Source organism: Candidatus Symbiopectobacterium sp. NZEC151, assembly GCF_025962655.1.
In the GTDB taxonomy this organism is placed as follows: domain Bacteria; phylum Pseudomonadota; class Gammaproteobacteria; order Enterobacterales; family Enterobacteriaceae; genus Symbiopectobacterium.
On sequence record NZ_JAGFPE010000003.1, the window covers coordinates 367,290 to 384,332 of the forward strand.

Below are 17,043 nucleotides of genomic sequence, written 5' to 3' on the forward strand. Positions count from 1 at the left end.
CAAGCAGCGGGAACAGGCGCGCAGGTTGCGTATGCTTGTGGTATCTTGGTTTAGCATGCTAAACACACGTGCTAAACCAAGAGTGCCTGACGATGTCATCTTTTGATTACCTGAAACCTGCCATCCGCAAGAAAGGGTGTACCCTTCAGCAGGTTGCCGACGCAACCGGCATGACCAAGGGCTATCTCAGCCAGTTGCTGAATGCCAAGATCAAAAACCCCAGCGCTCAAAAGCTGGAAGCACTGCACCGCTTTTTGGAACTGGAATTTCCTCGCCACGATAAAACCATCGGGGTGGTGTTCGGCAAATTTTATCCGCTGCACACCGGCCATATCTACCTGATCCAGCGCGCCTGTAGTCAGGTTGATGAATTGCATGTGATCCTGGGTTACGACGAATCGCGTGACCGCTTGCTGTTTGAACACAGCGCGATGTCGCAGCAGCCCACCGTGAGCGATCGTCTGCGTTGGCTGCTACAAACTTTTAAATATCAGAAGAATATCCGCATTCACGCCTTTAACGAAGAAGGCATGGAGCCCTACCCGCACGGCTGGGATGTATGGAGCCGCGGCATCAAAGCCTTTATGCAAGAGAAGGCGATTGAGCCCAACTTTGTCTATACCAGCGAAGCCAAAGATGCCCCGCAGTATCGGGAGCAGTTGGGCATCGACGCGGTGCTGGTTGACCCGGAACGATCGTTTATGAACATCAGCGGCGCACAGATCCGCCACGATCCGTTCCGCTATTGGGATTATATTCCCACTGAAGTGAAGCCCTTTTTCGTGCGCACCGTCGCCATTCTCGGCGGCGAATCTAGCGGTAAATCAACGCTGGTCAACAAGCTCGCCAACATATTCAACACCACCAGCGCCTGGGAGTTTGGCCGGGATTATGTCTTTTCCCATCTGGGCGGCGACGAGATGGCGCTGCAATATTCCGACTACGACAAAATCGCGCTAGGACAAGCTCAATACATTGATTTTGCAGTGAAATATGCCAATAAAGTGGCCTTTATCGATACCGATTTCATCACCACCCAGGCATTCTGCAAGCAGTATGAAGGGCGCGAACACCCCTTTGTTCAGGCGTTGATTGATGAATACCGGTTTGATCTGGTGATCCTGCTGGAAAACAATACGCCGTGGGTCGCGGATGGGTTACGTAGCCTGGGGAGCAGTACCGCACGCAGCGCGTTCCAAACGCTGCTCAAAACCATGCTGGTGAAGAATAACGCCCCTTATATACACGTGACCGAATCCGATTATGATTCGCGCTTCCTGCGTTGCGTGGAACTGGTGCAGCAAATGCTGTCGCACCGCACCTCTGGTGGGCCGGATACGCCGACGCTGTAATCAACCCGCGAGATTCACCACTGCCAGCGGCGAGAGGGTGTCAGAATAGCAGGCAATGGGATGTCCCACGCTTCATTCGGGATGGCATCGACCTGCTGGCAGTCATGGGCCAAGCCAATCGGGTACGGCCCCCGCTGCTGCCAGCCCTGTAAGGTCCGGTCATAAAAGCCACCGCCCATCCCCAGCCGTTGCCCCTGCGCATCAAACGCCACCAGCGGGGTAAACAGCACATCGAGTTGGGTCAGCGGCAACACCCGGCGCACATCCAGACGCGGTTCAAAGATCTTCAGGCGGTTCTTCACCAGCGGCGTCTGCGCATCGTAGTGTAAAAACAGCAGATGTCCCGGCGAAAACGGGTGCAATACCGGCAGATACACCGCTTTTCCCTGCTGCCACAGACGTGCGATCAACGGCTGGGTATCCAGCTCACCGTCAAACGACAAAAACAGCGCAATCCGCTGTGCTTGCTGCACTTCAGGTTGTTCCAATGCGCGTTCGGCAATCTGCTGGGCAAACCAGGTTTGTTGCTGCTGCGTAAGCGCACGACGTAGTTGACGCACGCGATCGCGCATGGCCTGACGCTGTTGCTGTGGCGAAACGGGCATGGACGCAGAATTCATAGGCAATAACAAGGAAAAGAAGGGGGAGAAGGGATCTCCGAGATGCCGCCGCAGGTGGTAACCCTTGAACCCTTGGTTCAAGGTGAACATACCGTCGCAACCATAAGGCTTCTCGGACGAACCGAGCATGCTCACCGGCTGCGGAGCGTTACATTCTGTTGGTTTGAAATATCGGCTCAGGGGACTGACCCGCAGACAAACACCTCAGAGAAATTTTATTCTTTACTCGTGAATAACTCTATCACGCTTTATAGCGAAAAACATCGGCCAACTAACAAAAATCGATTTAAAAAACCAAAATGCGAGGCAAGGCGATAGCCCTCTTCGACTTACTCGAAAGGTGTGCCCTGACGCTCGCTGATGCGCCCTTGCTCCAGCAACGCCTGCTCAATGGTCTGCTGCAACATGCGGATGCGCTGCTCCATATTCGCCGCGTAATCACGCGTTTTCAGGCGTTCTTGCGCCAGTTCATGGCACACGTTCAGTGCAGCGATAAACACCAATTGTTCCGTGTTGGTCACGCGTGTGCGCACTTTGAGATCCTGCAACCGCTGGTTAAGATCTTCCGCAGCCTGATTCAACGCTTCCTGTTGTTCCGGCGGACAATTGACTCTTAACGAACGGCCAAAGATTTGAATATCTACTGGTTGTGCAGACATGCCCCTTTCCTGCCTCATTTCGTTTTCTGCGCCGCAGAAAAAATTCATATCACGGCTGGCAACAGCCCATTCACGCGGGCGCCACTATAATAACTCAACATAGAAGAAACAAGCCCTTTCTGGCATAGCAGCCGAGCTTGGTGGTAGCATAACACGATACCAACCCGCCAACGATGAACAAAGCACATGTCGATAGAAACCACGTATCCCGGCTATGAAACCCTGGACACGCTCCTTACACAGCAACAAGTTGCACTGACGGCAGCGGAAATACACGGGCTTATCAGCGGTATCCTGTGCGGGGGCAACACCGACGACAGTTGGAAAACGCTGTTACACGAGCTGACAAACGATGGCTTGGCCTTCTCTCATCTGGTTTCTCAGCCGTTGCAAACCCTGTATCAGGTCACCAAAGAAGCGCTGGAAGAGAGTGGCTTTGAATTCCAACTGTTGCTGCCGGATGACGACAACACGTCAGTGAGCGTGTTTGATCGTGCCGATGCGCTGGCCGGATGGGTCAATCACTTTCTGCTCGGACTCGGTGTGGTTCAGCCGCGCCTGAACAAGGCGCAGGGCGAATTGAAAGAAGCCATCGATGATTTGCGCAATATTGCCCAGCTCGGCTATGACGAAGATGAAGATCAGGAAGAGCTGGCGCAATCGCTGGAAGAAATCATCGAATACGTCAGGGTCTCTGCCATTCTCTGCCACAGTGAATATACACGCCCGGTACAGACTGCACCGGAGAAGAAAAAACCGACGCTACATTAATCGCGCATCCGGCCTTACCCGCAGGGATTCCCACGCAGGAAGGGAATCACCGTATGCGCATCACACAGGAGCAGGTGATGATTCAACAAGACGCTTTTGGTCAGGAATATACTCGCCGCCGCCAGCAGTTGCTGGAAAAAATGGCCCCCGCCAGCGCGGCGATTTTTTTTGCCGCACCGGAAGCCACGCGCAGCGCTGACAGTGAGTACCCTTATCGCCAGAACAGCGATTTCTGGTACTTCACCGGGTTTAACGAGCCGGAAGCGGTGCTGTTACTGGTAAAAAGCGATGAACATCATCACCATACCGTCCTGTTCAACCGTGTACGCGACGTCACGGCGGAAATCTGGTTTGGACGCCGTCTGGGGCAGGAAGCGGCCCCGTCGCGCTTGAATGTCGATCGCGCCCTGCCCTTTAGCGACATCAATGCACAGTTGCACCTGCTGCTGAACGGGCTGGATGTGATTTATCACGCTCAGGGGCTGTACGAGTACGCGGACCGTCTGCTGTTCAGCGCATTGGAAACGTTGCGAAACGGCACGCGTCAGGGGCTTATCGCACCGCCGACGCAGACCGACTGGCGACCCTGGGTGCACGAGATGCGCCTGTTTAAATCGCCGAAAGAGCTCGACCTGATGCGTCGGGCCGGAGATATCACCGCCAAGGCCCACACCCGCGCCATGACACACTGTGAGCCGGGGATGTACGAATACCAGCTCGAAGGGGAAATTCATCACGAATTTACCCGCCACGGTGCGCGTTACCCCTCGTATAACACCATTGTCGGCAGCGGTGATAACGGCTGCATTCTGCACTACACCGAAAATGAGCAGCAAATGCGCGAGGGCGATTTGGTGCTGATTGACGCCGGTTGTGAATATCAGGGCTATGCCGGTGATATCACGCGGACCTTCCCGGTAAGCGGAAAATTCAGCGCCCCGCAGCGCGCGATTTACGACATCGTGCTGGCTTCGCAGCGCAAAGCGCTGGCGCTGTTCAAGCCCGGAGTCAGCATTCGTGAAGTGAATGAGCAGGTAATTCGTATCATGGTGGAAGGGCTGGTTAAACTCGGCGTACTGAAAGGTAACGTCGATGAACTGATCGCCGAACAGGCGCACCGCGCGTTCTACATGCACGGACTCAGCCATTGGCTGGGATTGGACGTGCACGATGTCGGCGATTACGGTGCATCAGAACGCAGTCGTTTGCTGGAACCCGGCATGGTGCTCACCGTCGAACCGGGGCTCTATATCGCACCAGACGCCAAAGTGCCCCATGAGTACCGCGGCATCGGTATCCGCATCGAGGATGACATTCTGATCACTGACAGTGGTAATGAAGTGTTAACGGCGGGCGTGGTGAAAGACGCCGACGACATTGAAGCGCTGATGGCTCAGGCCCGTGCCGCACGTCAGGCAGCGAGATAATCGCCATGACGATCCTGATAGTTGGCGGCGGCATGGCGGGAGCAACGCTGGCACTGGCCATTTCTGCCCTTTCCGGCGGCACCCTTCCCGTCGAGGTGATTGAAGCACATTCGCCGCTGGACAGCGCGCATCCCGGCTTCGACGCCCGCGCTATCGCGCTGGCGGAAGGCACCGTGCAACAGCTCAAACGTATCGGTGTCTGGCAAGCCATCGCCAGCGAGGCAGAACCCATCACCTCGGTGCACGTCAGCGATCGCGGCCACGCTGGCGTGGTCAACATGCAGGCCAGTGATTATCGCGCCGCCGCGTTGGGTTACGTGGTGGAGCTACATCAGGTTGGACAGACCCTGTTTCGCTTACTCCATAATGCGCCGGGCGTGAGCGTGCACTGCCCGCGCAAGGTGGTACAGGTTGAACGCAGCGCCGAACAGGCCACCCTGCAACTGGATGACGGCAGCACGCTGCACGGGCAACTCTTGGTGGCGGCAGACGGCTCCTCCTCCGCGCTGGCGCGGGCCTGCGGTATGCAATGGGAGACTGAGGAGTATCCGCAGTTTGCCGTTATTGCCAACATCCGCACCCAGTTGCCTCACGCGGGCAAAGCCTTTGAGCGCTTTACCCCTGACGGCCCGCTGGCACTGTTGCCGATGCACGGTGGACGCAGTTCGTTGGTATGGTGCCACCCGTTATCCCATCAGACGCAGGTGGCCGCCTGGAGCGAGGCTGAATGCCGCGCCGCGCTGCAACGCGCCTTTGGCTGGCGATTGGGCGCAATCACCCATATCGGCGAACGCCACACCTATCCGCTGCGACTGGTGACGGCGGCACGCCATATCGCACATCGCGTGGCGCTGGTGGGCAATGCGGCGCAAACGCTGCACCCAATTGCCGGACAAGGATTCAACCTCGGGCTGCGCGACGTGATGTCACTGGCAGAAACCCTGACACAGGCCGCCGCGCAGCAGGAAGACACCGGCAGCTATCGCGTGCTGAGCCGCTACGGCCAGCGCCGAGAACCCGATCAACAGGCAACCATTGCGCTGACGGACGGTTTGGTACGCCTGTTCGCCAACAGTTTTACCTCGCTGGAAGTGGGCCGCAATCTGGGTTTGATGACCATGAATACCGTTGCGCCCGTGCGTGATACCTTTGCACGCCGTACGTTGGGTTGGGTCAGTCGTTAATGCAAGCAACAGGAAACAGGGCTTATGCAATCATTTGATGTGGTTATCGCGGGCGGCGGCATGGTCGGCCTGGCATTAGCCTGCGGGCTGCAACATTCCGGGCTGCGCATTGCCGTGCTGGAACAGCGCACGCCACCGCAAGCGGCAGCGGACGGGGCTTATTCGCTGCGCGTCTCCGCCATTAACGCGGCCAGCGAATGCCTGCTGCGTCATCTTGATGTCTGGCAAGACATCGAAGCACAGCGCTCCAGCCCCTATAACGCCATGTACGTGTGGGACAAAGACAGCTTTGGCAACATCCATTTCGAGGGCGAGGCCTACGGCTTTTCCCGCCTCGGCCACATTATCGAAAACGATGTCATTCAGCGCGCCCTGTGGCAGCGAGCCGAGAAAGCAAAAGACATTACGCTGATAGCACCGGCGGTGTTACAGCAGGTGGCCTGGGGCGAGAACGAGGCGTTTATCACGCTGGACGATGGCACCATGCTCACGACGCGCTTGGTGGTCGGCGCAGACGGTGCACACTCCTGGCTACGTCAGCAGGCCGATATTCCGCTGACGTTCTGGGATTACGGCCATCACGCACTGGTGGCAACGGTTCGCACCGAACGTCCGCACGACGGCGTGGCGCGCCAGGTGTTCCACGGCGATGGTATTTTAGCGTTTCTGCCGTTGGCGGAGGCAAACCTGTGCTCGATTGTCTGGTCGCTGCCACCGTTGCAGGCCGACGCTATGCTGGCGCTGCCCGATGACGCGTTTAACCAGCAGTTGGCGATCGCCTTTGATACGCATCTTGGGCTATGCACCACGGTCAGCGCGCGACAAACACACCCGTTAACCGGGCGCTATGCGCGTAGCTTTGCCGCGCACCGACTGGCGCTGGTGGGCGATGCCGCGCATACCATCCACCCGCTGGCCGGACAGGGCGTCAACCTCGGGTTTATGGATGTCGCTACGCTGATTGCCGAAATTAAACGCTTACAAGGGCAAGGCAAGGATTTCGGGCAACACCTCTACCTGCGACGCTACGAACGCCAGCGCAAGCACAGTGCCGCGCTGATGCTGGCCAGCATGCAAGGGTTCAGGGAGCTGTTTAACGGGGAGAACCCGGCGAAAAAACTGCTGCGTGATATTGGTCTGACGCTGGCGAACCGCCTGCCGGGGGTGAAACCGGTGCTGGTGCGTCAGGCGATGGGATTAAATGACCTGCCGGAATGGCTGGCGCAAACCACTACGCCGCAGTGAATGGAACAGTGAGGTTGCTGGCAACGCCTTTTCGGCAAGTCCGTGTTACCCGGCGAATCGTGACGAGGGGCACTCCGGCGGCTTACGCCGCTACGACCCCATCGCCGCACTTCACCTAACAACGAACGTTGTCAGCAGTCTGACGGTACGCCAGAGTGGCGTACCGTTAACCTCACTTCTTTTCGTGGCGCGTTGCTTTATCCAGATAGCCCATCAGAAACGCCGACAGCACAAACGTCAGGTGAATAATCACATACCACATCAGTTTGTTATCCGGCGTGTTGCGCGCATCCATAAACACGCGCAGCAGATGGATGGAAGAGATGGCGACGATCGATGCCGCAACCTTGTTTTTGAGTGAGCCGGAATCCATCTTGCCAAGCCAGCTCAGCTTCTCCCGATCCTCATCAATGTTCAGCGTCGAGACAAAGTTCTCATAGCCAGACAGCATCACCATCACCAACAGGCCGCCCACCAGCGTCATATCAATCAGCGACAGCAGTACCAGGATCAGATCGGCCTCTGCCAACGCAAAGACGTTTGGCAAAATGTGAAACACTTCCTGGAAAAATTTGAGCATCAGCGCCAGCAACCCGAGCGACAGTCCCAGATAGATCGGGGCCAGCAACCAACGCGATGTGTACATCAGGTTTTCAATAAAACGTTCCATAGTTCTTCTTTTTGCAGGTGAATAACCACCGTCGCGTAATGGGCACGCGACGGCAAAACGCACAGTTTACTGATCGACCACCGAACCATCTACATGAAGACGCGTTTTCAGCGGACGGCGACGGTAGGGATATTTTTCTGCCACGTCATCCGCCAGTTCGATGCCAATGCCCGGCGCCGTGGGGATCTCCATAAAACCGTCAACGCACTTGAAGGTGCTCTTGACCACATCGCGCTTCAATACGCCATTTTCCACGCCGGTGGCACCAAATTTCTCCGACAGTGCCGGTTGGTCGTCGCCGGGATATTCCAGCAGGGCAAAGTTGGGGATGCTTACCGCAATTTGCAAGCAGGCGGCGGTAGAAACCGGGCTGAGCGGATTATGCGGCACCACCATCAGGTCGTGCGCTTCGGCCAGCGCCGCGATTTTCTTGGCACCGGTAATGCCTCCGCACATGCACACATCAGGCCGCACATAGGAAACCGCATTGCGTTTGATCAGCATGGCAAACTCTTGCAGGTTGTTCAGACGCTCGCCGGTAGCAATCGGCACGTTGATTTTGTCTGCAACCTGCGCCATCGAATCAAAGTTATCGGCACCAATCGGATCTTCAATAAAGTAAGGCAGATAGGGCGCGATGCCCTGTGCAAATACAATTGCATCGTGCGGTTTCAGTCGGCGATGCACTTCAATACAGAGATCGACGTCATTCCCCACCGCTTCGCGATAAGCGCCAATGCGCTCAATGGCTTCGCCGATCTCTTTCGCATGGGTGATGAAATAGGGATCGCCGCGCGACTCATCCAGAAATGGCGTCAGGTGCCCAATCGCGGTAAATCCCTGTGCCTTCATCTTTTTCAGGTTGGCGATGGTCTCTTCCGTGGTTTTGCCCCCGGCATGGGCATAAACCCGCGCCTTGTCGCGGCAGCGACCGCCCAGCAAGTTGTAAACCGGGGTGTCGTAGAATTTGCCCGCAATATCCCACAGTGCGATGTCGATGGCGCTGATCGCCCCCATGATGGCCGCACCGCGAAAATGCCAGCAGCGGTACATATACTGCCAGTGATGCTCAATACGCAGCGGATCTTGTCCGATCAGGTAGGTTTTCAGCGCTTCCACCGCCCCCATGGAGGCATCCAGAAACCCCCAGGTGCCTGACTCGCCGATCCCGACCAGACCTTCGTCGGTGTGAATCTCTACAAACAGGTAGCGATTCGCCAGGATGGTTTTGACATCCGTAATTTTCACGTTGCATTACTCCACTTTCAGCCCGATGGGGACCCCAAACCCTTAGCATAACCCGAGCGTGCCGTGCTTCGTCAATGCTTAAACACCCTTTCACTTGAAACGCTATTTCATTCTTTCCTTTGGTTATTTTTGTGACGCCAGTGGCATTCACCTTTCGCATCTTGCCGTGTGACCTGCTGGTGGTGGCATGGAGCGGAAGGTCGCCCGCTCGTTCACTTTTTACACTTGCCCTATCGAACCATCCCCCGCGATGCGTTGATACACGTACTCCTACTCTGATTAGAATGAAAACAAGAGGGTTCTATGAATAGCGCAATTCTCCTCGGGCTTTTCTGGCACTTTGTCGGTGCTGCCAGCGCGGCCTGCTTCTATGCCCCGTTCAAAAAGGTCCGTCACTGGTCATGGGAAACCATGTGGTCATTGGGCGGTTTCTTCTCCTGGATTATTTTGCCCTGGAGCATCAGTGCCCTGCTGCTGCCCGATTTCTGGGGCTATTTCGGCTCATTCAGTTTTTCTACCTTGCTGCCAGTGTTTTTGTTCGGTGCCATGTGGGGCATCGGCAATATCAACTACGGGTTGACTATGCGCTACCTCGGCATGTCGCTCGGTATCGGTATCGCCATCGGTATTACTCTGATAATCGGCACCCTGATGACCCCGCTGTTGCAAGGCAAATTTATGCAACTGTTTGGCACCACCGGCGGGCAGTTAAGCCTGGTCGGCGTAGGCGTGGCGCTGATTGGCGTGGGCGTGGTGAGCTACGCCGGTTTACTGAAAGAGCGTGCGCTTGGCATTCGTGCTCAAGAGTTCAATCTCAAGAAGGGATTGATACTGGCCGTAATGTGCGGGATTTTTTCCGCAGGTATGTCATTCGCCATGGATGCGGCCAAGCCGATGCATCAGGCAGCAGAGGCGCTGGGTCTTAACCCACTCTACGTGGCACTGCCAAGCTACGTGGTGATTATGGGCGGCGGTGCCATCGTCAACCTGGGTTTCTGTTTCCTGCGTTTAGCCATGAGCCCCACCATCTCGATTAAAGCCGATCTGTCACAGGCCAAAACGCTGCTTATTACCAATGCGCTGTTTTCCATTCTCGGCGGGGTGATGTGGTATTTGCAGTTCTTCTTCTACGCCTGGGGCCACGCCAATATTCCGGCCGATTACACCTACCTCAGTTGGATGCTGCACATGAGCTTCTACGTGCTGTGCGGCGGCATTGTCGGGCTGTTACTGAAAGAGTGGAACAACGTAGGGAAAAAACCGGTCAGCGTGCTGGTGCTGGGCGGGCTGATCATTATTCTCGCAGCCAATATCGTGGGGATGGGCATGGCATCCTGATACTATGACATGCCGCTCTCGGAGGCAGACACCGCCGGAGCGGCGTGTAACACCCTACCAACATTGCACCATCCGTCGTAAAAGTCGCAACAATATTCAGCCATAACAACAAGATAATGTCACATGGTCAATAATGCTTACATAATCAAACATTATGCAACATCGGTGTTTTACCTATAAAACAATGAGTTATGAAAATCCCGCCTTTATTTCACGTTAGAAAATAAATCCCTTCAGGCGTATTATCCTCTCAAATCATTTAGTTACAGCGCTATTGTCTATGGCAATTGGCGCTATTTTCAGAAATAAACTGCGGTAAAAATCGTTATTCAAGGAGAAAGAGAAATGCAACTACGCACCACAAGGGATAAAATTCTGGTGGCATTGCTAGTGGGGATTATTGCCGGTGTGGTCTGTGCGCTGGCTAAATTTGGCTGGGAGATTCCCTTCCCGCCGCGTACGCCCCTGCGTGACCTGACCAACCCACCGCAGCAACTGTTGCAGCAAATGGGCATGTCTTTCGATATGTCGCATCTGAGCTACCTGTACAACGGCAACCCTCGTCCGATCATGAGCTTTATCATGCACTTCGGCTTTTCTATCACGTTCGCGGTGATCTATTGCGTGGTGGCGGAAGTGTGGCCAAAGATCAAACTGTGGCAAGGTGCGCTGTATGGCCTGGTGCTGCACGTGGTGTTCCACGTGTTCCTGCTGCCGCTGATGGGCACCGTACCGGCACCGTGGGATCAGCCGTTCGCTGAACACTTCTCCGAAATTTTCGGCCACATGTTCTGCTTCTGGCTGGTGGAAATTGTGCGCCGCGATCTGCGTAACCGTATTACCCACGCACCGGATGTGGACGAGGCTGCGCGCTGAGTTTAGCCGTTCATCCTGCCAGAAAACGCTGGCGATAGGCGCTGGGTGATATGCCCTGCGCCTGATGGAACACCACCGAGAAGTAGTTACTGTCGTCAAAACCGCACTGCGCTGCCACTTCACCAATGGTCTGCCTGTCATAACGCAACAGCTCCATCGCCTTGCACAACCGCAGTTGGCGCAGGTATTGGGCCACGCTCATCCCGGTTTCCTGCTTAAAGCGCGCACCCAATCCGCGCACGCTAAAGTCATGCTGCTGGCAAAACGCATCAAAACGGAATGGGCTACCGATACTGGCCCTTAGCGCCAGCATCAACAAATCCAACTGGTGCGCATCGGCCAGTTGTGGGCTATCGGGTAAATGGCGGTAACGCAGCGCCAACAGCGCAATCTGCAACAGCAGCACTTCGCTAAGCTGCGACGACAGCGTGTCCGACTTCATGCACTCCTGCGCCAAATCATCCACCTTGTCGCGCAGCGTATCCATGCCCGCCGACCCCAGGCACCAATAGCGCTGAGATTGCGGCACGTCAGCCCCCGGCAGCAGGTTATGCCAGTCTGCGGGCAGCGTCAGCCGATCGCGAACAAACAGGATATTGTCCAGTTCCAGATCGTTTACCGACTCATAGCTGTGGCGATCGTTGGCGCTGACGTAGAACAGATCGCCGCGCGTAATGCGGTAGGGCACGTCGTTCCACAGGTGCAGACCGTTGCCGCGCCACACGATGACTAACTCTTCGAAATCATGATGATGCAGGGGAAAATCAGGCTGAGGGTGACGCTCTGCCACCCGTACCGCCTGTTTATCGGTAAGGAAATAGTCTTCCGTTTGCAGCTTTAAACCGCGCGTCATGGTCACACTCACCTCACCTACACGGGCGTTGTGTTATTCCGCAGCACTCCCCGTATGCTGACGTACGGATTTGGGTGCAACAGAGAACGCCTTGCGAAACTGCGTGGAAAAGTGATTACTGTCGCTGAAACCGCACGCGTGCGCAATGGTCGTAATCGATTCATCGCTTTGCTGCAAGCGACGGCGCGCTTCCAGCAAGCGTAAGCGATTGAGATAGCGCTGTGGTGTCATGCCGGTATTCTGCTTCAACTGGCGGTGCAGGGTACGCAATGGCAGCGCAAAGCGATCGGACAATTCCCCCCAGTTTACCTCTTCACAGTAATTGTTTTGCAACCAGCCGAGCAGCGCCTGTACCCCGTGCCGATCGCCATCCAAACTCTGGGTCTGGAAACATTTTTGCCGTAGCAGCACCAGAATTTGCAGAAATACGCTTTCGCTGGCGGCAATATCTTCCGGCGTGTCGCGCTGGGCCAACAGCGACAGGCGTTCCAGCAGCCCTTTCAACTGCTGCATGGTCGGCGCATTGACCTGCCACTGCCCTTGCCACTCACCGTTGGGCCCGTAGGGCAGGAAGGAGGCGATATCAGACAGAAAACGAAAGCCGCGCGGCGAACGATAGAGCACATTGGTCAGGAACAGGCCATCAACGTCTTCGAACAGGTGGCGATCGTTATCGCGAATAAAGAACACCGCACCGCTGCATAACGCAAACGGCTGGTCGTTGAAAACATGCACGCCCGCCCCCTGCTCCACCAGCACAATTTCCCAAAAATCATGATAATGCTCAGGAAATGCCTGTTGCGGCGCACGCGGCTCCACGGCAACGGTCACCGAGCGAGAAACGAAAAACTCATCACCTTGTAGCAACGTCATTTCAAGCCCCCTGTTTTTCTGCTTTGCAACAATGCAAACATCGATAGAAAACAGCCTACCCACCCTGATGAGATTTCACCTTCAAATCCCGACGTTTCGCTTTCAGGGTGACGTCATTTTTCAAAGATTTCACCGCCAATTCACGGAAGTGTGGCTAGGATCACAGGAGCAAAAGACACGGCATAACACCTACTGATATCAACGAAATGTGACGCCTTTCACGGCCAGCTTTGCCATTTTGCCAACCTGCTCTGTCCCATGGCATTCACTGGAAGGCGACGCGCTTACCGGCTCTTTACACTGCGCAACATGAATCAGTGAAAGAGGAACGGCAATGGCGGTGAAAAATATTGTCGCAGTGGATTTAGGCGCCTCCAGCGGCCGGGTCATGCTGGCAACATGGCAAGTCGAGAACAGGCAACTGGCGCTCAAAGAGATCCATCGGTTTACCAACCGCCTGGTAGAACAGGACGGCCACCATCTGTGGGATCTCGATGCGCTGGAACAGGAAATCCTCACCGGCTTGCACCGCATCACCGACAGCGGCATCCGCCCTGACAGCATCGGCATCGATAGCTGGGGCGTGGATTATGTGCTGCTGGATGCCGCCGGCGAACGCGTCGATCTGCCCTATGCCTACCGCGATCACCGCACCGATGGCGTAATGGCGCACGCCATTGCGGAACTCGGTGCCGAGCATATCTATCATCTGACCGGCATTCAGTTTCTGCCGTTCAATACCCTGTATCAACTGAAAGCCTGGCGCAGCGCCAACCCCGGAAACCTCGACCGCATTGCCCATTTTCTGATGATCCCGGACTATCTCCACTACCGCCTCACTGGTAGCGTCGGCTGCGAGTACACCAACGCCAGCACCACCCAGTTGCTCAATTTGCACACCAAAAACTGGGACGCGTCGCTACTGGCGTGGCTCGATCTGCCCGCCAGGTGGTTCAGTCCCCCAGCACAACCCGGAAAAACGCTCGGTGCCTGGACCTCTCCGACAGGCGATGCCATTCCGGTGATTACCGTCGCCACGCACGACACCGGCAGCGCCGTGGTGGCCGCGCCGCTGACCGAAGGCGACAGCGCCTACCTGAGCTCCGGCACCTGGTCGCTGATGGGCATTGAAAGCGATGTGCCCTACCACGATACGCGCGCACTGGCGGCAAATGTTACCAACGAAGGCGGCATCAACGGCAGCTACCGCGTCCTGAAAAACATCATGGGCATGTGGTTACTGCAACGCGTGGCGCTGGAGATGAACATTGCTGATTTGCCCGCATTGATTCGCGATGCCAGCGCACTGCCACCGTTCACGCGTTTAATCAATCCGAATGACGATCGTTTTATCAATCCGCCGTCGATGTGTGAGGCCATTCGCGCTTTCTGTCGCGAGCACCAGCAGAGTGAGCCCGCTACCCAGGCCGAATTCGCCCGCTGCATCTTTGACAGCCTGGCACTGCTGTACCGTCGCGTCCTGCTGGAGTTGGGAGAACTGCGCGGCACACCGCTACGCCAGTTGCACATTGTGGGCGGCGGGTGTCAGAACGCGTTTCTCAACCAACTCTGCGCCGATGTTTGCCAGATACTGGTATTGGCAGGCCCGGTGGAAGCCTCGACGCTCGGCAATATTGGCTGTCAGCTGATGGCGCTTGACGCCGTACCCGATCTTACCGCTTTTCGCCAGCAACTGGCGGAGAGCTTTCCATTACAACGTTATATCCCCCGTCCTATTGACGATTTTGCCGGACACTGGCGCCGTTTTGAGGCGCTGTGCCACGCCACTGAGGAGCTTACCGTATGAATACCGCCATTGAATCGGCCTGGCAGTTGGCCAAGGCGCGCTATGCCGCGCTCAACGTTGATGTCGAGGCTGCCCTGAAGCAACTGGATAACATCCCCGTCTCGATGCATTGCTGGCAAGGGGACGATGTGGTGGGCTTCGAGCAGTCCGCAGGTGCACTCACCGGCGGTATTGCCGCCACCGGCAACCATCCGGGCAAAGCGCGCACCGCCGATGAACTGCGCGCCGACCTTGAGCAGGCGTTCCGCCTGATTCCGGGACCGAAGCGTCTGAATCTGCATGCGATTTATTTGGAATCCGATGAACCTGTCGCACGCAACGCCATCGAACCGAAACACTTTAGCCGCTGGGTGGCCTGGGCCAAAGAACAGCATTTAGGGTTGGATTTTAACCCCACCTGTTTCTCGCACCCGCTCAGCAGCGACGGCTTCACTCTCTCCCATCCGGATGAGAACGTGCGCCGTTTCTGGATTGAACACTGTCAGGCCAGCCGCCGTATCTCGGCCTATTTTGGCCGCGAGCTGGGCACGCCTTCCGTGATGAACATCTGGGTGCCGGACGGCATGAAAGATCTCACCATCGATCGTCTGGCATTTCGCCAGCGCCTGTTAAACGCGTTGGATGAAGTGATTGCCGAGCCGCTGGATGCGCAACACCACATTGATGCCGTTGAAAGCAAGCTGTTCGGCATCGGCGCAGAGAGCTTCACCGTGGGCTCCAACGAATTCTATCTTGGCTACGCCACCAGCCGCGGCACCGCGCTGTGCCTTGATGCCGGCCACTTCCACCCAACGGAAGTGATCTCCGACAAGATCTCTAGCGCCATGTTGTACGTACCGCGCCTGTTACTGCACGTCAGCCGCCCGGTACGCTGGGACAGCGATCACGTGGTGCTGCTGGACGACGAAACACAAGCCATCGCCCATGAGATCGTGCGCCACAACCTGTTCGACCGCGTGCATATCGGCCTCGATTTCTTTGATGCTTCCATCAACCGCGTTGCCGCCTGGGTCATCGGCACGCGCAACATGAAAAAAGCGCTGCTGCGCGCCCTGCTGGAACCCACCGAGCAACTGCGCCAACTGGAACAAGAGGGCGACTACACCGCACGTCTGGCGCTGCTGGAAGAGCAGAAATCGCTGCCGTGGCAAGCCGTGTGGGAACACTACTGCCAGCGCCACGATGTGACGCCGGGCAGCGAATGGCTGCAACAGGTACGCCATTATGAACAAACCATTCTTCGTCAACGTCAAGGGTAAGTGATTATGCAAGCAATTCTGTCTTCCTGGTTTGTACAAGGCATGATTAAAGCCACCACCGATATGTGGCTCAAAGGCTGGGACGAACGCAATGGCGGCAACGTCAGCCTGCGCCTCGATGCCAAAGACGTCACGCCCTATGAAAGCGATTTTACCCCGACGCCACGCCACGAAGCGCTGTCACTGGCGATGCCGGAGCTGGCAGGCTGCTGGTTTATCGTGACCGGTTCGGGCAAGTTCTTTCGCAACGTGCAGTTAGATCCGGCGGATACGCTGGTGTTATTGCAGGTGGATGACGATGGCAAAGGCTACCGTATTTTCTGGGGCTTGACCGGCGGCGGTTTACCTACCTCTGAGCTGGCGGCGCACTTCCAGTCGCACATCGTGCGCATGGCGGCTAGCCAGGGACGCGATCGCATCATCATGCACTGCCACGCTACCAACCTGATTGCCCTGAGCTATGTGCTGGATCTGAACAGCGCCGCCTTTACCCGCGAGCTGTGGGAAGGCAGCACCGAATGTCTGGTGGTGTTCCCTGACGGCGTCGGTATCGTGCCGTGGATGGTGCCGGGCACCGACGCCATTGGCACTGCAACGGCGGAGCAAATGCAGTCTCACTCGCTGGTACTGTGGCCGTTCCACGGCATCTTCGGTACCGGCCCGACGCTGGACGAAGCCTTTGGCCTGATCGACACCGCCGAAAAAGCGGCAGAAGTGATGGTAAAAGTGCGTTCCATGGGCGGCAAAAAGCAGACCATCACCACGGAAGAGCTGATTGCGCTGGGCAAACGCTTTGGCGTCACACCGATGGAAGCGGCACTGAAGGTATAACGCTTCATCCCCTCCTCAACCCACACTGTT

16 protein-coding genes and 1 other RNA gene are annotated in these 17,043 nt (G+C 56.4%); 10 read left to right on the forward strand and 7 right to left on the reverse strand.

Features of this window, described 5'->3' with window-relative positions:
- Positions 1-92 precede the first annotated feature (92 nt).
- Positions 93-1,352 carry a multifunctional transcriptional regulator/nicotinamide-nucleotide adenylyltransferase/ribosylnicotinamide kinase NadR gene (nadR, locus tag J5067_RS12410; RefSeq protein WP_264651228.1) on the forward strand — a complete coding sequence of 420 codons (1,260 nt, stop codon included), beginning with the start codon at positions 93-95 and terminating at the stop codon, positions 1,350-1,352.
- A gap of 14 nt (positions 1,353-1,366) precedes the next feature.
- Here the strand turns inward: nadR and J5067_RS12415 are convergent, their stop codons facing one another.
- From J5067_RS12415 to zapA, 3 genes are all read right to left on the reverse strand, one after another.
- Positions 1,367-1,957: a 5-formyltetrahydrofolate cyclo-ligase gene (locus J5067_RS12415; protein WP_264643957.1), complete on the reverse strand. Its 591-nt coding sequence runs from the start codon at positions 1,955-1,957 to the stop codon at positions 1,367-1,369.
- Positions 1,958-2,002: 45 nt separating this feature from the next.
- A non-coding RNA gene (gene ssrS / locus J5067_RS12420) (6S RNA) lies at positions 2,003-2,186 on the reverse strand.
- Positions 2,187-2,301: 115 nt separating this feature from the next.
- Positions 2,302-2,631 carry a cell division protein ZapA gene (zapA, locus tag J5067_RS12425; protein WP_195315702.1) on the reverse strand — a complete coding sequence of 110 codons (330 nt, stop codon included), beginning with the start codon at positions 2,629-2,631 and terminating at the stop codon, positions 2,302-2,304.
- A 186-nt stretch (positions 2,632-2,817) separates the two neighbouring features.
- Here zapA and J5067_RS12430 point away from each other — a divergent pair, with 186 nt between their 5' ends.
- Genes J5067_RS12430 through ubiI form a run of 4 tightly spaced genes read left to right on the forward strand, consistent with a single transcriptional unit; the run spans position 2,818 to position 7,258 of the window.
- Positions 2,818-3,402 (forward strand): YecA family protein, encoded by a 585-nt coding sequence (locus J5067_RS12430; RefSeq protein WP_264643956.1) that lies wholly within the window; start codon positions 2,818-2,820, stop codon positions 3,400-3,402.
- Between the two features lie 53 nt (positions 3,403-3,455).
- Positions 3,456-4,829, forward strand: coding sequence for a Xaa-Pro aminopeptidase (pepP, locus tag J5067_RS12435; RefSeq protein ID WP_264651229.1), 1,374 nt, complete (start codon positions 3,456-3,458; stop codon positions 4,827-4,829).
- Between the two features lie 5 nt (positions 4,830-4,834).
- A complete protein-coding gene (ubiH, locus tag J5067_RS12440; RefSeq protein WP_264651230.1) occupies positions 4,835-6,013 on the forward strand; it encodes a 2-octaprenyl-6-methoxyphenyl hydroxylase in 1,179 nt (392 codons plus the stop codon).
- A gap of 24 nt (positions 6,014-6,037) precedes the next feature.
- Positions 6,038-7,258 (forward strand): FAD-dependent 2-octaprenylphenol hydroxylase, encoded by a 1,221-nt coding sequence (gene ubiI / locus J5067_RS12445; protein WP_264643953.1) that lies wholly within the window; start codon positions 6,038-6,040, stop codon positions 7,256-7,258.
- A gap of 172 nt (positions 7,259-7,430) precedes the next feature.
- On the opposite strand, the gene J5067_RS12450 is transcribed toward ubiI, so the two are convergent.
- Positions 7,431-7,928, reverse strand: a complete 498-nt coding sequence (locus tag J5067_RS12450; RefSeq protein WP_264643952.1) for a TIGR00645 family protein — start codon at positions 7,926-7,928, stop codon at positions 7,431-7,433.
- Between the two features lie 66 nt (positions 7,929-7,994).
- Positions 7,995-9,176 (reverse strand): galactonate dehydratase, encoded by a 1,182-nt coding sequence (dgoD, locus tag J5067_RS12455; protein WP_222159322.1) that lies wholly within the window; start codon positions 9,174-9,176, stop codon positions 7,995-7,997.
- A gap of 303 nt (positions 9,177-9,479) precedes the next feature.
- On the opposite strand from dgoD, the gene rhaT reads away from it, so the two are divergent.
- Both rhaT and J5067_RS12465 read left to right on the forward strand, forming a co-directional pair.
- Positions 9,480-10,514, forward strand: a complete 1,035-nt coding sequence (gene rhaT, locus J5067_RS12460) for an L-rhamnose/proton symporter RhaT (RefSeq protein ID WP_264643951.1) — start codon at positions 9,480-9,482, stop codon at positions 10,512-10,514.
- Positions 10,515-10,859: 345 nt separating this feature from the next.
- Entirely contained in the window at positions 10,860-11,390 is a 531-nt protein-coding gene (locus tag J5067_RS12465; protein WP_264643950.1) for a DUF1440 domain-containing protein, read from the forward strand.
- 10 nt (positions 11,391-11,400) lie between these two features.
- On the opposite strand, the gene J5067_RS12470 is transcribed toward J5067_RS12465, so the two are convergent.
- Together J5067_RS12470 and rhaS are read right to left on the reverse strand one after the other, a co-directional pair.
- Positions 11,401-12,243: a helix-turn-helix domain-containing protein gene (locus J5067_RS12470; RefSeq protein WP_264643949.1), complete on the reverse strand. Its 843-nt coding sequence runs from the start codon at positions 12,241-12,243 to the stop codon at positions 11,401-11,403.
- A gap of 33 nt (positions 12,244-12,276) precedes the next feature.
- Entirely contained in the window at positions 12,277-13,116 is an 840-nt protein-coding gene (gene rhaS / locus J5067_RS12475; protein ID WP_222159318.1) for an HTH-type transcriptional activator RhaS, read from the reverse strand.
- A 334-nt stretch (positions 13,117-13,450) separates the two neighbouring features.
- Here rhaS and rhaB point away from each other — a divergent pair, with 334 nt between their 5' ends.
- The 3 genes from rhaB to rhaD are packed head-to-tail and all read left to right on the forward strand — an operon-like array spanning position 13,451 to position 17,013.
- Positions 13,451-14,923: a rhamnulokinase gene (rhaB, locus tag J5067_RS12480; RefSeq protein WP_264651231.1), complete on the forward strand. Its 1,473-nt coding sequence runs from the start codon at positions 13,451-13,453 to the stop codon at positions 14,921-14,923.
- Positions 14,920-16,182, forward strand: coding sequence for an L-rhamnose isomerase (locus tag J5067_RS12485; protein WP_264651232.1), 1,263 nt, complete (start codon positions 14,920-14,922; stop codon positions 16,180-16,182). The genes rhaB and J5067_RS12485 overlap by 4 nt, the downstream gene beginning before the upstream one ends.
- Before the next feature lie 6 nt (positions 16,183-16,188).
- Positions 16,189-17,013, forward strand: coding sequence for a rhamnulose-1-phosphate aldolase (gene rhaD / locus J5067_RS12490; protein WP_264643946.1), 825 nt, complete (start codon positions 16,189-16,191; stop codon positions 17,011-17,013).
- The last annotated feature ends 30 nt before the right edge of the window (positions 17,014-17,043 follow it).